Origin of the sequence: Streptomyces sp. CBMA152 (genome assembly GCF_014596475.1) — a bacterium.
In the GTDB taxonomy this organism is placed as follows: domain Bacteria; phylum Actinomycetota; class Actinomycetes; order Streptomycetales; family Streptomycetaceae; genus Streptomyces.
This window is the reverse complement of record NZ_MECJ01000010.1, coordinates 15,224-36,717: the sequence shown is the minus strand read 5'-3', so window position 1 is coordinate 36,717 and position 21,494 is coordinate 15,224. Positions and strand designations below refer to the sequence as shown.

Here is a 21,494-nt window from a genome sequence, read left to right as displayed (position 1 = left end):
CGCGCGGCGGGGTGCCGCCCCAACTCCCCGCCGGGGAAAACCATTCGACGGAGCCCCGCCCACCGGGCATGATCGGCCACATGTTCCGGCACGCCTTCCTCGCAGCGCCGTCCGCAGTCGCGGACGCGCCGAAGGCTGCCCTCGCGGCGGCGGCGATCGCGGCCGCCGCAGCGTTCATCGCTGCCGCAGCGCCCCTCGACGGCGCCCGAAGCTGACCCTTCCCGGAGAGACCGGCGGACCCCGCAGGGGGAGGGTCGGTCGGACTCAGGGGTCCCGTCGCGGCTTCGAGCCATCAGCATCCCGAGGGACACAGCCATGCCCAAGACGGCATACGTACGCACCAAGCCCCATCTGAACATCGGCACCATGGGCCATGTCGACCACGGCAAGACCACGTTGACCGCCGCCATCACCAAGGTGCTCGCCGAGCGCGGCACCGGCACGTTCGTCCCCTTCGACCGGATCGACCGGGCGCCGGAGGAGGCGGCGCGGGGCATCACCATCAACATCGCGCACGTCGAGTACGAGACCGACACCCGCCACTACGCCCATGTCGACATGCCGGGTCACGCCGACTACGTAAAGAACATGGTCACCGGCGCCGCCCAGCTGGACGGGGCGATCCTCGTCGTCTCGGCGCTCGACGGGATCATGCCGCAGACCGCCGAACACGTGCTGCTCGCCCGCCAGGTCGGCGTCGACCACATCGTGGTCGCGCTGAACAAGGCGGACGCGGGCGACGAGGAGCTGACCGACCTGGTCGAGCTGGAGGTCCGCGACCTGCTCTCGGCGCACGGGTACGGGGGCGACTCGGTGCCGGTCGTCCGCGTCTCCGGGCTGAAGGCCCTGGAGGGCGACCCACGCTGGACGGGGGCCGTCGAGGCGCTGCTCGACGCGGTCGACACCTATGTGCCGATGCCGGTCCGCTACACCGACGCGCCGTTCCTGCTGTCGGTGGAGAACGTCCTGACCATCACCGGCCGGGGCACGGTCGTCACCGGCGCGGTGGAGCGCGGCACGGTCCGGGTCGGCGACCGCGTCGAGGTCCTGGGCGCGGACGTCGAGAGCGTCGTCACGGGTCTGGAGACCTTCGGCAAGCCGATGGAGTCCGCCGAGGCCGGGGACAACGTGGCGCTGCTGCTGCGCGGGGTGCCCCGAGACGCGGTGCGGCGCGGGCATGTGGTGGCGGCGCCGGGCAGCACCACGACGAGCCGGCGGTTCACCGCGCAGGTGTACGTCCTGTCGGCGCGCGAGGGCGGCCGCACCACCCCGGTCGCCACCGGCTACCGCCCGCAGTTCTACCTCCGCACCGCGGACGTGGTCGGCGACGTAGACCTCGGCGAGAGCGCTGTCGCGCGCCCCGGCGACACGGTCACCATGACCGTCGAGCTGGGCCGGGACATCCCGCTGGAGCCGGGCCTCGGCTTCGCCATCCGCGAGGGCGGCCGCACGGTCGGCGCGGGCACGGTCACCGAGGTGCTCTGAGCGGCGCCACAAGGAGCCCGTCTTCTTCGGTACCCCGAGGGAGGCGGGCTCCGCGCGCTCCGTCAGACTCTGCGGCATGGGACACACGGCACTCGTGCTCGGCGCGGGCGGAATCACCGGCGTCGGCTGGGAGATCGGCATGCTGTACGGGCTCGCCGAGGCGGGCATCGACGTGACCGGCGCCGAGCTGGTCGTCGGCAGTTCGGCGGGCTCGGTGGTCGCCGCGCAGATCACTTCGGGGCGCATCGACCTGCCCGCGCTGTACGAGCGCCAGCTCGCCCGCCCGGACGGCGAGATCCCGGCCCACCTCGGCCCCGCCACGCTGTTCCGTTTCGCCCGTGCGGCGCTTACCTCCCGTACGCCCGAGGAGTACGGGCGAAAGCTCGGGCGGATGGCGCTCGCCGCCGACACACCCGGCGAGGCCGCGCGGCGCGCGGTGATCGCGGGGCGGCTGGTGTCCCACGAGTGGCCCCGGCGGCGGCTGCGGATCACGGCGGTCGCGGCGGACAGCGGCGAGTTGCGGATCTTCGACCGGGAGAGCGGGGTGGAGCTGGTGGACGCGGTCGCCGCCAGCTGCGCGGTGCCCGGAGTGTGGCCGACCGTGGGCGTGGAGGGCCGCCGGTGGATCGACGGGGGTGTGCACTCCCCGGCCAACGCCCAGCTCGCCGCCGGGTACGACCGGGTGGTGGTGCTCGCCCCGCTGGCGATGGGCGGCGGCCCGCTGGACTCGCCCCGCACCCAGGTGGCGAAGCTGATCGCGGCGGGCGCGCGCGTCGAGCTCCTCACGCCCGACGCGGCCGCCCGCAGGTCGTTCGGCCGCAACTCCCTTGAGCCCGCCCGCCGCGCCCCGGCCGCCCGAGCGGGCCGGGCCCAGGCGGCCGCCCACGCGGCGGCCGTGGCCGAGCTCTGGTCCTAGGGACCATCCGCTGACGCACAATGGGACGGTGAACGAGCCGATACCGGTCAGCCGGACAGTGGACTGGGGCACCGCCAAGCTGATGCCCGACGTGGACCGGGAGCGGGCCTGGCTGCTCACGGTGAACGGGGCGCCCCAGTCGTACGTCGACCTCGACGACCCGACGTACATCGAGTTCGAGTACGCCCGCAGGCTCGCCCATGTCGTCGACCGCGCGGGGGAGGAGGGCGCCCCGCTGGACGTCCTGCACCTCGGCGGTGGCGCGCTCACGCTGCCCCGCTATGTGGCGGCCACCCGGCCCGGCTCGCGCCAGGACGTGGTGGAGGCCGACCGGGGGCTGATCGGGCTCGTCGGCGAACATCTGCCGCTGCCCGAGGGGTGTGGGATCCGGGTGCACGCGGACGACGCGCGCGGCTGGGCCGAGAAAGCCCCGGCCCACTCGGTCGATCTGCTGGTCGCCGATGTCTTCGGCGGCTCCCGGGTGCCCGCGCACCTGACCTCGGTCGAGTACGCACGGGTCGCCGAGCGGGTGCTGAAGCCCGGCGGGCTCTATGTGGCCAACCTCGCCGACGGCGCGCCCTTCGCCTTCCTGCGCTCCCAACTCGCCAATTTCCGGGCGGTGTTCGCCGAGGTCGCACTGATCGCCGAACCGGCGGTGCTGCGCGGGCGGCGGTTCGGGAACGTGGTGCTGCTCGCCTCGCAGCGGCCGCTCCCGATCGCGGAGCTCGCCCGGCTGACCGCCGGGGACGCGTTCCCGGCGCGGGTCGAACACGGCGACGCGCTGCGGCGGTTCATCGGTGCCGCGGTGCCGGTACCGGACGCCGAGGCGCAGCCGTCACCCCAGCCCCCCGACGGGGCGTTCGGCATCGGCTGAATCGGCAGCCGCGTCCGAAGGCATCCCGGACGCCACCGGCGTGGTGCGGCGCACCAGATTGCGTACGTCCGGGACCAGCAGCACCGCTGCCGTCAGGACCACGATCACCACCGCGCAGCCCCACAGCGCGGACGTCCGGCCGAACGCGCTCTCGGCCGGGCCTGCCAGCGCCGTGGCCAGCGGCACCATGGCGAGCGAGCCCAGCCAGTCGTACGCGGAGACCCGGGACAGCTTCTCCTCGGGGATCTCCTGGTGCATCGCGGTCATCCAGGAGACGCCGAACACCTCGATCGACACACCCGTCACGAACATCACCGCGACCAGCACCCCGACCGGCGCGGGCACCGCGAGCGCGGCGGACGGCAGGGCGAGCGGGAAGACGCAGAGCGTGCCGACGAACAGCAGTCGGCGCGGCTTCCAGCGCATCATCACCAGCGCGCCGCCGACGGTGCCCGCCCCGAACGCGGCGAGCGCCAGACCCCACGGCCCCGGCCCGCCCAGATGATCCCGGGCGACCAGCGGCCCGTACACCGCGTCGGCGGCCACCACCACGGCGTTGACGAGGGAGAACTGCGCCACGATCGCCCACAGCCAGGGGCGGCCGATGAACTCCTGCCAGCCGTCGCGCAGATCGGCGAGGATGCCACCGCCGGGCGCGCGGGCCGGGACGTCGCTCACGTCGATGAAGGCGCGCAGCGCGCCCGCGACGGCGAAGGCGGCGGCGTCGACGGCGAGGACCCAGCCGGGGCCGACCGCGGCGATGAGCGCGCCGCCGAGGGCCGCGCCGCCGATCCCGGCGCCCTGCATCGCCATCCGGTAGAGCGCGAAGGCGCGTCCGGCCTGCTCGCCCTGCACGCTGGACATCAGCATGCCCTCGGAGGCCGGGCTGAAGAACGCCTGCCCCACTCCGCCGAGTGCGCTGAGCGCCATCATCTGCCAGAGCGCGGGGGTGCCGTTGAGAACGAGCAGCGCGAAGGCGCCCTGGGAGAGGAAGTTGAGGGTGTTGGCGGCGACCATCACCCGGTGCCGGGGTATGCGGTCCGCCAACGCGCCGCCGACGAGCAGGAAGAGGACGAGCGGCACGGTACGGGCCGCCGCCACCAGACCCACGTCCCCGCCGTCGCCGCCCGATTGCAGCACCGCGAACGCCGAGGCGATGAGCGCGCCCTGGCTGCCCAGGTTGGTCACGATCGCGGCGGCGGTGAGCAAGGAGTAGTTGCGGCCCGCCCAGGTGGGACGGCGGAAACGGGAAGCGGCGGCGGCAGATGTCACGTGTGGACTATCTCCGCCGCCGCCTCGATGTGCCAAACCGATTGCGGTACCGGGGGTGCTACCGCGCTCGGAACCGGCCGGTTCTACGGCGTGTCGGCCGGATCAGCCGGTGGGCGCCGTGCTCGCCAGACGGACGGTGCTGAGGATCTTCTGGATCGTTTCTTCGGAGACCGCGCCGTTGACGCCGGTGGCCGAGTACAGGTTCCAGGCCACGAAGTCGCCCTTGGCGTTCTTGAAGCCGAAGACGATCGCCTGGCCGTCGGTGGAGCACTTGCCGGTCTTCTTGACCCCGGTCGCCGAGGCGCGGGCGACGCTGCCGGTGATGCCCGACTTGGTGGTGTACGGGACCGGCTTGACGGTCTTGATGATCTTCTTGTCCGGCTGCGTGTACGCGCCGTACACCCACCAGGGCACCTGGTTCTCGGCGACCTCGTCGGTGTTCTTGGCGCCGTCGGCGCCCTTGGTGCCGGTGCCCGCGAGGTCGGTGTACTCAAGGTTGCCGTCGTGGTTGGAGTCCTCCGAGCACCACTTGGGCTTGTAGTACGCGGGCGCCGACTGCACGATCAGCGGCTTGCCGGTCGGGTCCTTGTGGTCCTCGAAGCCACCGGTCCAGTCCGGCCCCTTGAAGTCCCAGTCCGCCGGGACGTCGAAGGACGTGCCCCACTTGGGGTTGGTGATGACCTTCCACCCCTCGATGGTCGGCTTCTCCTCCACGGTGGAGCCGCCACGCGGGTTGTCGGTGGGGGCGCCGGACGACGCGGACTGCTGCGGTGCGGCGCTCTTGGTCGGCTTGTTGTCGGCCTTGTCGTCCTTCTTGCCGTCGTCCTTCATGACCACGACGCCGGTGACGACGGCCGCGATCACGACCGCGCTCGCGGCGACGATCGCGATGATCGTCGTCTTCTTCTTGTTCCCGCCGTCCTGGCCCGGCATCGGCGGTCCGGGCGGAGCCGCGACGGGGTACTGCGGCACCGTCGGCTGCTGGTACGGGTTGGGCTGCTGCGGGTAACCCGGCTGCTGGTAGCCGCCGGCCGGAGCCTGGTACCCCGGCTGCGTCGGCTGCTGGTACGGGTTGGGTGCTTGGTACCCCGGCTGCTGATACGGGTTCTGGTTAGGGTCCTGCGGATTCTGCTCGCCCCCGGGCGGCTGCTGTCCTTGCCACATGGCGAGTAACCATAGAGGGGCCACGTCACTCCTGCTACGTCCGCCCCTGTGGGGGGATGGTCAAGGTCTACTACTCGCGGGTAACATCGCTCCCCATGAGCGCTGATCAGATGTCCGTCGGCGAGATGCTCGCCGCCACCGTTCCCATGGCCAGGACCCTGAACCTGGAGTTCCTGGAGACCACCCCGGAGCGGGCCGTGGTCCGGCTGCCGGACCAGGCCGACTACCACAACCACGTGGGCGGACCGCACGCCGGCGCGATGTTCACGCTCGCCGAGTCCGCCAGCGGCGCGATCGTGATCGCGGCCTTCGGCGACCAGATGCACCGTGCCGTGCCGCTCGCCGTCAAGGCGGAAATCGGCTACAAGAAGCTCGCGATGGGTGTGGTCACCGCCACTGCGACGCTCGGCCGCCCGATCGCCGACGTCGTCGCCGAGCTGGACGCCGGGCAGCGCCCGGAGTTCCCCGTCGCCATCGCCATCCAGCGCGAGGACGGCGCGGTCACCGGCGAGATGACCGTCGTGTGGACCCTGCGCCCCAACGCCTGACGGACCCACGTCCGGACCTGCCCCGGCCCCGAGTGCTGACGCGCTCGGGGCCGGGGCTATTTCTTGTTCAACTTATTGACTCCTTCAGGGGGCAGTCCTAGCTTTCTCGGACAACACGTGACGCCTGACGGCGTGTCAACACTGTTGTGGCGCATGGTGGGTTCACAAGCCGAAGCACGTCCGCCCGTTTGCACGTGTCATCTCGTGGTGCCCGCACACAAAGGAGTGACGGTCATGTCCGACACCGTTTCCCGGCGCTCCGCACTCTGGCTGCTCGGCGGCGCCGTCACGGTCGCCGCGGCCGCCACCGGCTGGAGCGCCGTGCCCGCCCACGCGTCCGGCCACCGCGTAGCGGCGCTCCTGAGCCGCCTCACCCTCGACGAGAAGCTGACCCTCCTGCACGGCGCCGACGACCCGCACAGCCTCGGCCAGGCCGGCTACCTCCCGGGCGTCCCGCGCCTGGGCATCCCGCCCCTGCGCCTCGCCGACGGCCCCGCCGGGGTGCGGGTCGCCCGGCACGCCACCGCCCTGCCCGCGCCCGTGATGCTCGCCTCGGCCTTCGACCCCGCGCTCGCCCGCGAGTACGGCGAGGTCATCGGCCGCGAGGGCCGCGCGCTCGGCCAGGACGTGCTGCTCTCGCCGATGGTCAACCGGATCCGCACCCCGTACGCGGGCCGCAACTTCGAGACCTTCTCCGAGGACCCGCTGCTCGCGGCCGACCTCGTCGCCGAGGAGGTGCGCGGCATCCAGGGGCAGGGACTGATCGCCACGGTCAAGCACTTCGCCCTCAACAACCAGGAGAAGGACCGCATGTCGATCGACGTGCGGGCCGACGAGCAGACCCTGCACGAGGCGGAGCTGCGCGGCTTCGAGGCGGCGGTCGGAGCCCGTGCCGGCGCGGTGATGGGCGCGTACAACAAGGTCAACGGCACCTTCGCCTGCGAGAACGCGAGCCTGCTCACCGGGGTGCTGCGGGACGCGTGGGGCTTCGAGGGGTGGGTGATGACCGACTGGTTCGCCGCCCACTCCACGGCCGCCGCGATCGGCGCCGGGCTCGACATGGAGATGCCGAACGACGCCTACTTCGGCGAGGCACTCAAGCGGGCCGTGCGGGACGGCAGCGTCCCCGAGGCGCTGGTCGACCGCTCGGTGCGCCGCGTCCTGTCCGTCATGGACCGCTTCGGGCTGCTCGACGGCGGCGCCCCGCCCCGGCCCGCGCGCGACGCGGCGGCCGGGGCCCGTACCGCTCTGAAGGTCGCCAAGGCGGGCGCGACCCTGCTGCGCAACGAGGACCGCGCCCTGCCGCTCACCGGCGCCGCCGCCCGCTCCCTCGCCGTCATCGGCCCGACCGGCGCGCTCCCGTTCGTCAGCGGCGGCGGCAGCGCCCATGTCGTGCCGGACCGGGCGGACAGCCCGCTGGACGCGATCACCGCCCGGGCGGGCGAGGGTGCGCGGGTGCGGTACGCGCTCGGCGAGGACCTGTTCGGCCGCGCCCTGCCCGCCACCGCCGTCTCGCCAGGCGCCGACTTCGAAGGCCAACACGTGGCGGCCGGGGCGACCTGGACGTACGACGGAACGCTCACGGTCGCCGAGGCCGACGAGTGGACGCTGGTCATCCACTACTCCGGACGCGAACGGCCCGTCGTCCTGCTCGACGGCACCGACCTCTTCCCGCTCGCTCCGGGCTACGGCGAGTACTTCGCGGGCGGCCTGGTCAGCGCGGCCCCCGACGGCCTCGCCGTGCGGCGCGCCACGCTGCGGCTCGCGGCCGGGCCGCACACCCTGAAGATCACCGCGAAGGGCGGCGCCGACGGGCAGCTCTTCCGGCTGCGCCGGATCACCGGGGCGACCCGCGCCGCCGATGTCGCCGAGGCGGTACGCGTGGCGCGCGCGGCCGCGAGCGTCGTGCTCTTCGTGTACGAGGACGCGACCGAGGGCGCCGACCGCACCACCCTGGCCCTGCCCGGCCACCAGAACGCGCTCGTCGACGCGGTCGCCGCCGTCAACTCCCGTACCACCGTGGTCCTCAACACCTCCTCCAGCACCACGATGCCGTGGCTGGAGCGGACCGCCGCCGTGCTCCAGATGTACTACCCGGGCCAGGAGGGCGCGGCCGCCACCGCCGCCGTGCTGTTCGGAGACTGCGACCCGGGCGGACGGCTCACCCAGTCGTTCCCGGTCTCCGACGACCGCCACCCGGTGGCCGGGGACGCGCGCCGCTACCCGGGCGTCGACGGCGTCGAGGAGTACTCCGAGGGCATCCACCTCGGCTACCGCTGGTACGACGCGGAGGGAGTGGAGCCGCTGTTCCCGTTCGGCCACGGGCTCTCGTACACGACGTTCGCGTACGACGATCTGGACGTGCGGGCCGAGCACGGGGGACTGGTGGTGGGCTTCACCGTCCGCAACACGGGGCGGCGCACCGGCATCGAGGTCGCCCAGGTCTACGTCGGGCCCTCGCCGGAGCTGCGGCTCGACCAGGTGGAGCGCGCGCTCGCGGGCTACCGGCGCCTGGAGTTGGACCCGGGCGACTCGCGCCGGGTCACGGTCCGCATCGCGCCCCGCTCACTCTCGTCCTGGGACGCGGTGCGGCACGGCTGGGTGCTCGGCACGGGGCGCCGCCGCGTCGAGGTGGGCGCCTCGGCGCGCGACCTCAGACTCACGGGGTACGGGGAGGTGCGCGTCGCGGACCGTCGGTGAGCGGACCCGAGCGGGTAGGCTTCCCGACGTGCGCCAAGGGGGGCGTACGCCGGGCGTCAGCCCGTCGCTATCGGGAGGAAACGGGCGTTGCACATCCAGGAGTGGCTGGAGAACATCCCCGCCGTCAGTGTCTATCTCCTGGTGGGGCTGGTCATCGGCTTGGAAAGCCTCGGCATTCCGCTGCCGGGCGAGATCGTCCTCGTCAGCTCGGCGCTGCTGGCCTCCCAGCAGGGACACATCAACCCGGTGATCCTGGGCGCCGCCGCCGTGGTCGGCGCGGTCGTCGGCGACTCGATCGGCTACGCGATCGGCCGCAAGGGCGGCAGACCGCTGCTCGCCTGGCTCGCCGCCAAGTTCCCCAAGCACTTCAGCGAAGGCCATGTCGCCATGGCGGAGAAGTCCTTCCAGAAGTGGGGCATGTGGGCGGTGTTCGTCGGCCGCTTCATCGCGCTGCTGCGGATCTTCGCGGGGCCGCTGGCGGGCGTGCTGCACATGCCGTACTGGAAGTTCTTCATCGCCAACCTGCTCGGCGGCATCTGCTGGGCGGGCGGCACCACGGCCGCGATCTACTACATCGGCACGGTCGCCGAGTCGTATCTGAAGAACTTCTCGTACGTCGGCCTCGGGCTCGCGGCGGTGTTCGGCGTGGTCTCGATGCTCGTCGTCAAGAACCGCGCCAAGAAGGCATCGGCCGAGGTCGAGTCGGCCCCCGCCGAGAACGTTCCTGCCGCTGACTGACCGTCAGCTCTTCAGGAGTACGGTCAGCGCTCGCCCGAAGACCAGCCGCCCCGCCGGGGCGACCAACGGGTCGAGCGCGCGCGGCAGTCCGCGCACCCGCAGCTCCTCGCGCCAGACGAGACGCGCCCCGGTCCCCGAGGGATCGGGGCGCACCTCGATCTCGGCCCAGCCGATGACGAGCCGCCCGCGCTTCTCCATCCGGCAGTGTCCTGGGAGCCGCTGCGCCTGCGGCGGCTCCCAGACCACGACCTCCATCGGGTCCTCGAACGCCAGGCGCCCGATGCCGGTCCGCGCCACGAAGACCGTGCCGACGCCGGTCGGCGGCGGGGTGGCGACGGTGATCCGGGTCAGCGGCACGCTCCCCGAGTGGCGGGGCCAGTCGGTCAGCCGCCGCCACGCCTCGGCGCAGCTCAGCTCCGTACGCCGGTCGATCCGGAAGAGTGCCATTCGACGATCGTACGGACCACCCGCGCGCACGCCCGGGCGCACCGTCGCCTACCGTGCCCCCTGGGTGCGATGAGATCCGTACGAAGGAGTGGCGCATGGCAGAGCGGGCGTTGGTCGTGGGTGTGGGCGGCAAGAAGCCGCAGATCGATCCGGCGGCGTTCACCGCACCCACCGCCGTGGTGCTCGGCGAGGTGACCCTGGCCGCCGGGGCGAGCGTCTGGTACCACACGGTGCTGCGGGCCGACTGCGGCCCGATCGTGCTCGGCGCCGACAGCAACATTCAGGACAACTGCACGGTCCACGTCGACCCCGGCTTCCCGGTCACCGTCGGCGAGCGCGTCTCGGTGGGGCACAACGCCGTGCTGCACGGCTGCACCGTCGAGGACGACGTGCTCGTCGGCATGGGCGCCACCGTGCTCAACGGGGCCGTGATCGGGGCGGGTTCGCTGGTCGCCGCGCAGGCGCTGGTGCCGCAGGGCATGGTCGTCCCGCCCGGCTCGCTGGTCGCGGGCGTACCCGCCAAGGTCCGCCGGGAACTGACGGAGGAGGAGCGCGAGGGCATCAAGGTCAACGCGGCGATGTACCTCGGGTTGGCGCGCGACCACCGCGAGGCGCACGGCGGTTGAGGGCGGGGCCGCGCTGTGCAGGTGGCTGAGCGGAAGATCACAGGTCCGGCCGCTGACCAGGGAGTCGTCGGTGAGTACCGTGTGCTGGTGCCGAAGAACAGAAACACGTTCTCATCCCTGACCGCCTGGCGGCGCCGCACCGTCGCGGGCGCGGTCCAGCGCGGCTGGCAGTGGGTCCAGAACGCGGGCGCGGTCACCGCCGAGCACCCCGGGCGGCTGCGTTTCGGCCGCATCGGCCACGGCACCCGGCTCGCGTTCCCCCAGGGCACGGTCTTCGGCGAGCCGTGGATCGAGCTCGGCGACCACTGCATCATCGGCGAACAGGTCACGCTCACGGCCGGGATGATGCCGGGCCTGGACCTCGGCGCCGAGCCGATACTGCGGCTCGGTGACGGCGTGGTGCTCGGCCGGGGCAGCCATGTCATCGCGGACACGACGGTGACCATCGGCTCCAACACGTACTGCGGCCCGTACGTCTACATCACCTCGACCAACCACAGCTACGACGACCCGCACCAGCCCGTCGGCAAGCAGTGGCCGCGCATGGAGCCGGTGGAGATCGGCCCGGGCTGCTGGCTCGGCACGGGCGCCATGGTGCTGCCGGGCGCCCGACTCGGCCGCAACGTGGTCGTGGCGGCGGGCGCGGTCGTCCGGGGCGAGGTCCCCGACCACGCGGTGGTGGCTGGCGCCCCCGCCCGGGTCGTACGGACCTGGGACGAGCAGAACGGCTGGCAGCCACCCCTGCGCACCCCGACCCCGGTCCCGATCCCGGAGGGCGTGACGCCCGAACAGCTGCTGGCGGTGGCCGAGTTGACGCCGGACGAGGTGTAGGGGTCAGTTCCTTGCGGGGCGGTCGACGTGCGCGTCACCCCGCCGCCAGAAGCAACGTCCCCACCAGCGCGATGCCCGCCCCCGCGGCCTGCACCCCGCGCAGCCGTTCCTTGAGGACGCCCCGCGCGGCCAGCGCCGTCACCACCGGGTAGAGCGAGGCGAGCACGGCAGCGACGGTGACGGGGCCCTGGTGGGCGGCCATCGCGTACGTACCGTTGGCGGCCACATCGGCGAGTCCCACGAAGGCGAGCGCGGGCAGCGCCGCCCGGACGACGCCAAGGCCGCCCTCGGGCAGCGCCTCCCCGCCGCGCTTCACGGACACGTACAGCGCGGCGCCGCCGACGGCGACATTGGTGACGCGCTGGACGAACAGCGCGAGGAACAGGCCGGTGACCGTGGTCGACGCCTCGGAGATCAGCGCCATCACCGCGCCGAACCCGAACGCGGCGAGCAGCGTGAGCACGATCGCCTGCCGCTGCACCGGCGCGCCCCGGAACTGCGGGCCGCCCGCCATCACGACACCCGCCACGGCGACCGCGATCCCGGCGAACTGGAGGACGCCGGGGCGCTCGCCGAGCACCAGGCCGACGCCGACCGGCACGGCCACGCCGAGCGAGCCGAGCGGGGAGACCACGCCCATCGGGCCGAGCGCCAGCGCCTTGTAGAAGCTGAGCATCGCGACCGGGCCGACCACGCCCGCGGCCACCGCGAACCAGAGCCGGTGATCGGCCTGGTGCCAGCCGCCCGTCGCCACCACGATCGCGCCGAGCACCGCGACGGCGATGCACTGCGAGACGACGACCACGGTCAGCGCGGGGACGCGTCGGGTGAGCAAGCCGCCGCCGAAGTCGGCCAGCCCCCACAGGAGGCTGGTGGCCAGGGCGAACAGTGCTGTCATGGGGGGCCTCGCAGTACAGTGCGGTGAACGGTGGGGTGCACCGCACCGTAGTGCAATATATTAGACCTGTCATTCAGAATATTGGATGGCGGGATTGATCGGCCGCCACCGCGGCCCACACGATGGACGGAATGTGTCGGACCTCGACCTGCTGACCCAGTCCCTGGCCCGCAACGTCAAGCACTGGCGCTCCGAGCGCGGCTTCACCCTGGAAGCGCTCGCGACCCGCGCCGGGGTGAGCCGCGGCATGCTCATCCAGATCGAGCAGGCGCGCACCAACCCCAGCGTCGGCACCGTGGTGAAGATCGCCGACGCGCTCGGCGTGAGCATCACGACCCTGCTCGACTACGAGAGCGGACCCAGCGTGCGGATCGTGCCGCCGGACCAGGCCGTCCGGCTCTGGTCCACCGAGCGGGGCAGCTACTCCACGCTCCTCGCGGGCACGGAGGCGCCCGGTCCGCTGGAGATGTGGAAGTGGCACCTGATGCCCGGCGACGGCAGCGCCTCCGACCCGCACCCGGCGGGCACGATCGAGCTGATCCATGTCACCGAGGGCACCCTGACCCTGGTCGTGGACGGCGCCGACCACCCCGTCCCGCCCGGCCACTCGGCGTCCTTCGAGGCCAACGCGCCCCACACGTACCGTAACGACGGCACGGAACCCGTCGAGATGACCATGGCGATCTCGGTCCCCTTCGAGCGCTGAGACGTTTCGAGCGCTGAGGCGTGGGGCGCGGTGCCCGAGTGGCCAGGGAGCCGACCCCGTGCCCTCGTCCAGTGGCTCGAACAAGCCGTCCCCGTAAAGGGGTTGTACTCCCGCACGGACTCCTGTGCGATTATTCGCACTGAGCGGGGAAAAGTATGTGCGGAGAGGGCATCCGCCCTCGATCTTCCGTACACCTGTCTGCGGGGGCTCCTCTGGAATACCTCGTCACGGCCGCCGAAAGGCCCTGTCCCACGATCGACCGGCAGGGACGCGAGCGGTCGCAGCTGCAAGTGCAGGCGGTCAAGGCACGCGCCGGCGAACTGCCGGTCGGCGTACGGAGACTGATGGCGGCCGACGACGGCCCGACGGTACGGGTCGCCGCCTTCCAGTCGTCGCTCTAGCGCCGTGGACCGGCCGCCGACGCTGTCGCAGATCGTGCTGAAGACACACAGCCGCTGCGACCTCGCGTGTGACCACTGCTACGTCTACGAGCACGCCGACACCAGCTGGCGCGGCCGGCCCAGAGCGGTGTCGCAGGAGATCCTGGCCGCTGCGGCGGCCAGGATCGCCGAACACGCCCTCCTCCACCGGCTGCCCACCGTCCATGTCGTCCTGCACGGCGGCGAACCACTGCTCGCCGGACCGGCCCTGCTGCGCCGCGCCGCCGAGGAACTGGGCCGCGCCCTGGACGGGATCAGCGCCCTCGATCTGCGTATCCACACCAACGGGGTCCTGCTGGACGAGGAGTTCTGCGAGCTCTTCCGTGAACTCGGCGTCCGCGTCGGCATCTCCCTGGACGGCGACCGCGAGTCCAACGACCGCCACCGCCGGTACGCCGACGGCCGCAGCAGCCACGCCAAGGTCCTCGACGCGGTCGCCCTGCTGAGCCGCCCGCGCTACCGCGAGCTGTTCGCCGGGCTGCTGTGCACCATCGACATCGAGAACGACCCGGTCGCCGTCCACGACGCGCTGGTCGCCCTCGGTCCGCCGCGCATCGACTTCCTGCTGCCGCACGCCACCTGGGACACCCCGCCGCCGCGCCCCGCCGGACGCCCCACCCCGTACGCCGACTGGCTCGACGCCGTCTACCGGCGCTGGGACGCGGCGGGCCGTCCGGTCCCGGTGCGGACCTTCGAGTCGGTGCACCGCACCCTGCGCGGCGGAAGCAGCCTCACCGAATCGCTCGGCCTCGCCCCCGCCGACCTCGTGGTGATCGAGACCGACGGCGCATACGAGCAGGCGGACAGCCTCAAGACGGCGTACGACGGCGCCCCGGCCACCGGACTGAACGTCTTCGAGCACTCGTTGGACGACGTCCTGCGCCATCCCGGGATGCTGGCCCGGCAGAAGGGCATCGAGGCGCTGTGCGCCCAGTGCACCGCGTGTCCGGTCGTCGAGTCCTGCGGCGGCGGCCTGTACGCCCACCGCTACCGCACCGCGAACGGCTTCGACAACCCGTCCGTGTTCTGCCCGGACCTACTGGCCCTGATCACGCGCATCCGTACGTACGAGCAGATACCCGAGGACGCACACACCCGTCCGCACGAGGCGACCGCTCACGCGGCGGTCGGGGAAGCCGCCGAGATGGCCGAACACCCTCTGGAACCGGGCGACTTCGACGAGCTGGCGGCCGGGTTCGGCGGCGCCGCGACCGTCCGGCGCCTGGCCCTCGCGCAGCTCGACCTCAACCGGGACCTGCTCGCCGCCGTCGGCGGCCGCGTCCGGGACTCGGACCGCCGGGCGATGGCCGCCTGGGAACTCCTCGTCGACCTCGACGCGGACGCGCCGCAGGCCCTTGAGGCGGCGCTCGCGCACCCCTACTTCCGGCCATGGGCGCTGCGCGTCCTCGGTGACGACACCCGGAGCGCGCCCGCCACCGGCCTCGCCGAGCTCGCGGCGGCGGCCGCGCTGCGCGCCCGTCGCGCCGACGCCGTCACCGTCCCGCTGCGCGCCGGCACCCTGCGGTTGCCCGGCATCGGCCGCGCCCTACTGCCGGGCGATGCCGAGGAGGCCGAAGTGACCGCCGAGTCCTATGGGTTCACGGTACGGTCCGGGGGCCAGAGGCTGCGGATGGGCTGGGGCGACGGGCTCGACGGGCGCACTCCGTACTGGCAGCCGGTCAGGCTCTTCGAGGCGGACGGCTGGACGGTCGCCCTGGAGGACACCGACCCGCTGCGCGACCGTTACGAGTGGCCCGTCGCGGACCGGCTCCCGGCGCCGGGAGCGCGCGCGTGGGCTCAAGGGCTCGCCATCGCATGGTCCCTGATGCAGCGTCAACTCACTGCGTACGCACCGGGAATCGCCGCGGGGCTGCGGGTTGTCACCCCGCTCACCCCGCGGCCCGGCTGCCACACCAGCGCCACGTGTCGCGACGCCTTCGGGGCGGTCGCGGCGGCCCGCCCGTCCGACCCGGACCTGTTGGCTCTGTTGATCGTCCATGAGTTCCAGCACGTCAAGCTGGGCGCGGTGCTCGATGTCTGCGACCTGTACGACCCCGAGGACCACAGCCACTACTACGCCCCTTGGCGCGATGACCCCAGGCCCCTGGACGGGCTGCTGCAAGGGGCCTACGCACACCTCGCCGTCACCGACTTCTGGCGGGTGCGCCGCTCCACCGCCGAGGGACCGGCGGCGCGCGAGAGGGCGCAGACGGAGTTCGCGCGCTGGCGCCAGCAGACCACGGACGCCATCGACACCCTCGCCCGCAGCGGTTCGCTCACCGCGCACGGGAAGCGTTTCGTCGCCGCGATGGGCGAGACGGCGGCCGCCTGGCGGGCCGAGCAGGTGCCGCCCCGGGCGCTGACCGGCGCGCGGGACGCCGCCCGGCGCCACCGCGACGCCTGGCGCGCCCGCAACGCGCCGCGCGGTTGACCGGGAGCCGTCGATTCGGCGCGTACAGGCGGTTCCGCCGTGGATCGTCGGCTTCCTACACTGAGGACCCACCCACTCGGACCGGGAGGGAGCGGTGCCGCACGAAGCCGCTGGGGGCGGGGGGCGCGAGCCGAGGCCGTACTTCTTCCTGAGCTATGCGCACACCCCCAAGAACGACCCCCGGGACAGGGACCCCGATCTGTGGGTGCAGCGTTTCTTCCGCGACCTGTCCGCGCACGTGATGCAGTTGACCGCGCTCCCGGCCGGGGTGCCCGCGGGCTTCATGGACCAGCACGTACGCCCCGGCGAGGACTGGCAGGGGCAGATCACCGAGGCCCTGGCGCTGTGCCGGGTCTTCGTGCCGCTCTACTCGCCGCGCTACTTCCTGAGCGAGCAGTGCGGCCGGGAGTGGTTCGCGTTCGCCGGCCGCGACACCCTGCACCAGTCGCGCAGCGAGCGCCGCACACCCCCGGCGATCATCCCCGCGCTGTGGACCCCCGTACTGCCGCACCAACTGCCGGAACCCGCCCGCAGGTTGAGGTTCAATCACGCGGACTTCGGCGACGAGTACGCCGACGAGGGCTTCTACGGGATGATCAAGCTCAACTATCTGCGCGACCACTACGAACACGCCGTCTACCGCCTGGCCAAGCGCGTCGTCAGCGTCGCCGAGCAGACCCGGATCGCCGACGGGGACCCCTACCAGGACTACGCCACGCTGACCTCCGCGTTCGGCTCCGCCCCCGGGCCCGGCCGCCAGCTTGAGGTCACGGTCCTCGCATGCTCCCGCGACGGTCTGCCGCCCGGGCGCGGCCCCGACTGCTACGGCTCCCGGCCGCAGGACTGGAACCCGTACCACCCGATGTCCGCCAGGCCCCTGGCCAGCCACACCGCCGACCTGGTCAGCAACCTCAACTACTCGGTCGTCCTGGGGGAGTTCGACGAGAACGCCGAGCGGATACTGAGCCCGGGGCCGCCCGCCGCCCCCGGGCTGCTGCTGCTGGACCGCTGGGCGCTCGGCTCGGCCCGCCATCGCGAACTGGTACGGCGGTTCTCGGCCGAACCGAGGCCCTGGATCAGCGTCATGATTCCCTGGAACCGGGTGGACCCCGAATCCCGGCTCCACGAGGGCGAGTTGCGCGACACCGCCGACGACGTGCTCGCCGCGCGCGCCTGGGACAGCGAAGGACACCTGACGCGCGGAGGCGGACTGCCTACTCTGGAAGCCTTCAGCCAGGAGCTGCCCCGGGCGGTACGGTCGGCGGTCAGGCACTACGAGAGCGCCGGCCGCACGGACGCGACGCCCGGGCCGGGCACACCGCTTCCCCGGGTCCTGCCGCACGGAGTCGGATACGGGCGGTCCCAGGAGGCCGAGGGGCGGCGCGAGCGGCGAGCCGCCGACCAGAGCAAGGCCGACCGGGTGGAGGGCCCCTCAGATGGCCGAGAACCGTGACGGGACCGTCATCACGTTCTACTCGTACAAGGGCGGCACCGGGCGGACCATGGCGCTCGCCAACTGCGCCTGGATCCTGGCGGCCAACGGCCATCGCGTGCTCGCCGTCGACTGGGACCTCGAAGCGCCCGGACTGCACCGCTTCTTCCACCCCTTCCTCGACCTGCGCGCCCTGGAGGCGACGCCGGGGCTCATCAACCTGATCACCGAGTACCAGGAGGAGGTGCGCCGCGCCGCCCCCGACCGGGACCCCGACTGGTACCGCGGCTACGCGCGCGTGCGCCCGCACGCCGTCTCGCTGGACTGGTCCTTCCCCGGCGGCGGCAGCCTGGACTTCCTCTCCGCCGGCCGCCGCAACCGCGACTACGCCTCCGTCGTCGGCCGGATGGACTGGGACCACTTCTACGAGCACTCCGGCGGCGGCCAGTTCTTCGACGCCATGAGCGCCGACATGCGCGCCCACTACGACTACACCCTCATCGACAGCCGCACGGGCCTCAGCGACATCGCCGACATCTGTACGGTCCAGATGCCCCAGGTCCTCGTCGTCTGCTTCACCCTCAGCGACCAGAGCATCGACGGCGCCTCCGCCGTCGCCCGCGACATCGAGGAGCGCTACGGCGAGCGCAACATCCGCATCCTGCCGGTGCCGACCCGCATCGACGACGGCGAGAAGGAGAAGGCGGACGCCGGGCGGGCGCTGGCCAGAGAGGCGTTCGCGGGCTTCCCCACCGGCCTCGGCATCGAGGGTGCGGGCGCCTACTGGGGCACCGTCGAGATCCCGTACCGGCCGTTCTACGCGTACGAGGAGGTCCTGGCCACCTTCGGCGACCCGCCGGGCGTCGCCAGCTCCGTGCTCGCCGCCTGCGAGCGGCTGACCTCGGTGCTCACCCATGGCCAGGTCACCGGGCTGCCGCCGATCGACGAGTCGCTGCGGACCGCGCACGTCGGCGCCTTCACCCGGCGCCGCCCCAAGTCGCCGGTGAACATCGTGCTCAGCCATGTCTCCGAGGACCGGATGTGGGTGGACTGGATCACCTCCGTGCTGGAAGCGGCCGGGTTCCACCCGGTGGCCGCCGACGCCCGCACCCCGCAACCGGCCCGGATCGAGGAGGAGTTCGCCAAGGAGGGCGCCTACCGCGTCCTGCACATCGCCTCCGCCGCCTACCTCAAGTCCCGCGAGGGGCGCGGCCTGTGGGACGGCGGCTCCGCCCAGGACCGCTCGGGCGGGCGCCGCAGGATGCTGCCGGTGCGCGTCGGCGACGTGCGCCTGACCCCGCCGCCGGGCAGCCGGGGCCCGGTCGACCTGGTCCGCGTCGACGAGACCCGGGCGGCGGCCGCGCTGCTGAGCGCCCTGGAGCGGACCGAGGCGATACCCGCCCTGCCGACCGGCCCCGACCGGCCGCGCTTTCCCGGCAACGCGCCCCGGATCTCCAACATACGGCCGCGCAACAGCTGGTTCACCGGCCGCACCACCCTGATCGACCGGATGCGCGACCAGCTGCGCGGCGACAGCCGCTCCACCCATCGCCGTGCCCAGGTCCTGCACGGCCTGGGCGGCGTCGGCAAGACCCAGGTGGCGCTGGAGTACGCGCACCGGTTCCGGGCCGACTACGACCTGGTGTGGTGGATCGAAGCCGAGCGGCCCGACCGCGTGGTGGCCTCGCTCGCCCAACTCGCCGTGGAGATGGACCTCAAGGCCGGCGACGTGGTCGGCGTGGCGGCCCTCGCGGCGCTCCAGGAGCTGTGGAGCGGCGAGCGCTATCCGCGCTGGCTGCTGATCTTCGACAACGTGGAGGACCCCGACTCGGCGCTGCGACGACTGTCGCCGAGCGTCGCCCCGCTGCCGGGCCGGGTGTACGGGCATGTGATCGCCACCTGTCGCAGCAAGCCCGCGTCCGCCCGGGCCGAGACCATCGAGGTCGAGGTCTTCACCCGGGCCGAGAGCGTCGAGCATCTGACCTGGCGGGTCGCCGGGCTGCCGGGCACGGACGCAGACCGGGTCGCCGCCGCCGTCGGTGACCTGCCGTTGGCCGTGGAGGCGGCGGGGGCCTGGCTCGCCGAGACGGCGACGCCCGTCGACGCGTATCTGGAACAGCTCAGGGAGCAGAGCACCCAGGTCCTCTCGCTCGGCACACCCGAGGACTACGGCCATCGCATCGGCGCGACCTGGGCCATCTCCATCAACAGGCTGCGCGAGAAATCCCGCTCCGCCGTACGGCTGTTGGAGCTGCTGTCGTTCTTCTCGGCCGAGTCGGTCTCGATGCGGCTCATCAGCAGCGACGCGATGATCGACGCGCTCCTTCCGTACGACGCGGACCTGCGCGAGCGGTACATGCTGGGCCGGGTCATCCAGACGCTGAACCGGTTCGCCCTCGCCAAGGTGGACGCCGCCGACAACAGCATCCAGGTGCACCGCCTGGTCCAGGCCGCCGTACGGGCCGGACTCAACCCCCAGGAGCAGGTCGAGGCCAAACACGTGGTGCACCGCGTGCTCGCCCAGGCGCGGCCCACCGAGGGCGTCGGCCGGGAGGACCCGGTCAGCGACCCCAGGAGCTGGCCCGAGTTCGAGCTGATCTGGCCGCATCTGAGCGCGTCGGGCGTCGCCGACTGCGACGAGGGGAGCGTGCGCCAGCTGATGGTCGACCGGATCCGCTACCTCCTCAAACGCGGCGAACTGGAGAGCGCCCGCGCCCTCGGCGTCCAGCTCGACGACATCTGGACCCGTCGGCTCGGCGACGACGACCTGCAGACCCTCACCATCCGCTTCGAGCTCGCCAACGTGCTGCGGGCCCAGGGGATGTACCACGAGGCCCTGGAGCTGGACGAGAACACCCTGGAGCGCCAGCGGCAGCACTTCCACGCGGACCATCCGGCCGACGACCACCCCAGCGTCCTGATCGTCACCGGCAGCCTCGCCGCCGACCTGCGCGCCGTCGGCCGCTTCGCGGAGGCGCTCGACCGTGATCTGTGGATCTACCAGGGGATGCGCCGCCTCTTCGGCGAGGACCACCGGCGCACCCTGATGGCGGCGAACAACCTCGCCATCGACTACCGGCTCACCGGCAACAGCGAGGCCGCGCGACGGCTCGACGAGCGGACCGTCGAGGGCCTCGCCCTGCTGCTCGGCGACGAACACCCCTTCACCCTCGCCACCACCGGCCACCTCGCGACGGACCTGCGGGAGAACGGCGAGTACGCGGCGTCCGTGCAGTTGCTGAGGGAAGTCCTCGACGGGCTGCGCCGTGTCCTCGACCCGCGCGCGCCCGAGGTGCTGCGCACCGCGAAGAGCCTCGCGGTCTCCCTGCGCCGCGCCGGCCACCCGCATGAAGCGATCCGCATCACGACGAAGTCGTACGAGCGCCTGTACGAGCGGTACGGGCCCACCGCGCCCGACACCCTGGCCTGCGGCCTCAACCTCGCCGCCGACCACGCGGCCGTCGGCGACCCGGGCCGGGCCCTGGACCTCGCGTGCCGGATGCTGGACGGCTACCGCCAGAAGCTGGGCGAGCACCATCCCTACACCCTGGCCTGCCGGGACAACGTGGTCGTCCACCGACGGGCGACCGAAGGCGCGCAGGAGGCCGCCGACGACGCCGAGAAGGTCCGCGCGGCGCTGGAGGGCGCACTCGGCCCGGAGCACCCCTTCGTCCACGCGGCGGGCATCAACTTGGCCAATGTGTACGGCGATCTGAGCCGCCCGGACCTCGCCGAACGCTGGGAGCGCGCGGTCCTGGACCGGTTGCTGGACACCCTCGGCCCCCGCCACCCCGACGTCCTGATCTGCCGCTCCAACCTGGCGGTCACCCTACGAGCGGCAGGCCGGGGCGAGGAGGCCGCCCGCCTGCGCGCCACGGTCCTGGAACCGGCGGCGGAGCAGCTGGGCGTGGACCACCCGATAGCGGAGGCGGCGAGGGCCTGGCGACGACTGGACAGGGACATCGAGATCCAGCCGGTGTAGCCGG

The 21,494-nt window shown here is 72.7% G+C and carries 17 protein-coding genes; 13 read left to right on the top strand and 4 right to left on the bottom strand.

Annotated elements, in window-relative coordinates:
• Positions 1 to 80 precede the first annotated feature (80 nt).
• From BG418_RS40485 to BG418_RS09440, 4 genes are all read left to right on the top strand, one after another.
• Positions 81 to 215 carry a hypothetical protein gene (locus tag BG418_RS40485; RefSeq protein ID WP_262928567.1) on the top strand — a complete coding sequence of 45 codons (135 nt, stop codon included), beginning with the start codon at positions 81 to 83 and terminating at the stop codon, positions 213 to 215.
• 100 nt (positions 216 to 315) lie between these two features.
• Complete coding sequence (tuf, locus tag BG418_RS09450) at positions 316 to 1,485, top strand: elongation factor Tu (protein WP_188273299.1); 1,170 nt, start codon at positions 316 to 318, stop codon at positions 1,483 to 1,485.
• 76 nt (positions 1,486 to 1,561) lie between these two features.
• A complete protein-coding gene (locus BG418_RS09445) occupies positions 1,562 to 2,401 on the top strand; it encodes a patatin-like phospholipase family protein (RefSeq protein WP_188273298.1) in 840 nt (279 codons plus the stop codon).
• 28 nt (positions 2,402 to 2,429) lie between these two features.
• Positions 2,430 to 3,275, top strand: a complete 846-nt coding sequence (locus BG418_RS09440) for a spermidine synthase (RefSeq protein ID WP_188273297.1) — start codon at positions 2,430 to 2,432, stop codon at positions 3,273 to 3,275.
• Here the strand turns inward: BG418_RS09440 and BG418_RS09435 are convergent.
• Positions 3,237 to 4,547, bottom strand: a complete 1,311-nt coding sequence (locus BG418_RS09435) for an MFS transporter (protein ID WP_317453582.1) — start codon at positions 4,545 to 4,547, stop codon at positions 3,237 to 3,239. The genes BG418_RS09440 and BG418_RS09435 overlap by 39 nt on opposite strands.
• 102 nt (positions 4,548 to 4,649) lie before the next feature.
• Positions 4,650 to 5,711 (bottom strand): hypothetical protein, encoded by a 1,062-nt coding sequence (locus tag BG418_RS09430; protein WP_188273295.1) that lies wholly within the window; start codon positions 5,709 to 5,711, stop codon positions 4,650 to 4,652.
• Positions 5,712 to 5,821: 110 nt separating this feature from the next.
• Between BG418_RS09430 and BG418_RS09425 the strand changes: the two genes are divergently transcribed.
• The 3 genes from BG418_RS09425 to BG418_RS09415 all read left to right on the top strand — a co-directional run bounded on the left by BG418_RS09425 (position 5,822) and on the right by BG418_RS09415 (position 9,697).
• On the top strand, positions 5,822 to 6,259 hold the full coding sequence (locus BG418_RS09425) for a DUF4442 domain-containing protein (RefSeq protein ID WP_188273340.1): 438 nt from the start codon (positions 5,822 to 5,824) through the stop codon (positions 6,257 to 6,259).
• Between the two features lie 234 nt (positions 6,260 to 6,493).
• On the top strand, positions 6,494 to 8,959 hold the full coding sequence (locus tag BG418_RS09420; RefSeq protein WP_188273294.1) for a beta-glucosidase: 2,466 nt from the start codon (positions 6,494 to 6,496) through the stop codon (positions 8,957 to 8,959).
• An 87-nt stretch (positions 8,960 to 9,046) separates the two neighbouring features.
• The gene (locus tag BG418_RS09415; RefSeq protein ID WP_188273293.1) at positions 9,047 to 9,697 is read left to right on the top strand and encodes a DedA family protein; all 651 of its coding nucleotides are present in this window, start codon (positions 9,047 to 9,049) and stop codon (positions 9,695 to 9,697) included.
• Positions 9,698 to 9,700: 3 nt separating this feature from the next.
• On the opposite strand, the gene BG418_RS09410 is transcribed toward BG418_RS09415, so the two are convergent.
• A complete protein-coding gene (locus BG418_RS09410) occupies positions 9,701 to 10,144 on the bottom strand; it encodes an SRPBCC family protein (protein ID WP_188273292.1) in 444 nt (147 codons plus the stop codon).
• 95 nt (positions 10,145 to 10,239) lie between these two features.
• Here BG418_RS09410 and BG418_RS09405 point away from each other — a divergent pair, with 95 nt between their 5' ends.
• Positions 10,240 to 10,770: a gamma carbonic anhydrase family protein gene (locus BG418_RS09405; RefSeq protein WP_188273291.1), complete on the top strand. Its 531-nt coding sequence runs from the start codon at positions 10,240 to 10,242 to the stop codon at positions 10,768 to 10,770.
• 87 nt (positions 10,771 to 10,857) lie between these two features.
• Positions 10,858 to 11,601: a DapH/DapD/GlmU-related protein gene (locus BG418_RS09400; protein ID WP_188273290.1), complete on the top strand. Its 744-nt coding sequence runs from the start codon at positions 10,858 to 10,860 to the stop codon at positions 11,599 to 11,601.
• A 34-nt stretch (positions 11,602 to 11,635) separates the two neighbouring features.
• Here the strand turns inward: BG418_RS09400 and BG418_RS09395 are convergent, their stop codons facing one another.
• A complete protein-coding gene (locus BG418_RS09395; RefSeq protein ID WP_188273289.1) occupies positions 11,636 to 12,499 on the bottom strand; it encodes a DMT family transporter in 864 nt (287 codons plus the stop codon).
• Positions 12,500 to 12,632: 133 nt separating this feature from the next.
• Between BG418_RS09395 and BG418_RS09390 the strand changes: the two genes are divergently transcribed.
• The 4 genes from BG418_RS09390 (at position 12,633) to fxsT (ending at position 21,490) form a co-directional block, all read left to right on the top strand.
• Positions 12,633 to 13,205, top strand: coding sequence for a helix-turn-helix domain-containing protein (locus tag BG418_RS09390; protein ID WP_188273288.1), 573 nt, complete (start codon positions 12,633 to 12,635; stop codon positions 13,203 to 13,205).
• A gap of 435 nt (positions 13,206 to 13,640) precedes the next feature.
• Positions 13,641 to 16,076 carry an FxsB family cyclophane-forming radical SAM/SPASM peptide maturase gene (locus BG418_RS09385; protein ID WP_317453581.1) on the top strand — a complete coding sequence of 812 codons (2,436 nt, stop codon included), beginning with the start codon at positions 13,641 to 13,643 and terminating at the stop codon, positions 16,074 to 16,076.
• A gap of 94 nt (positions 16,077 to 16,170) precedes the next feature.
• The gene (locus tag BG418_RS09380; protein WP_188273286.1) at positions 16,171 to 17,529 is read left to right on the top strand and encodes a TIR-like protein FxsC; all 1,359 of its coding nucleotides are present in this window, start codon (positions 16,171 to 16,173) and stop codon (positions 17,527 to 17,529) included.
• The gene (gene fxsT / locus BG418_RS09375) at positions 17,513 to 21,490 is read left to right on the top strand and encodes an FxSxx-COOH system tetratricopeptide repeat protein (protein WP_188273285.1); all 3,978 of its coding nucleotides are present in this window, start codon (positions 17,513 to 17,515) and stop codon (positions 21,488 to 21,490) included. Before BG418_RS09380 ends, fxsT begins: the two co-directional genes overlap by 17 nt.
• The last annotated feature ends 4 nt before the right edge of the window (positions 21,491 to 21,494 follow it).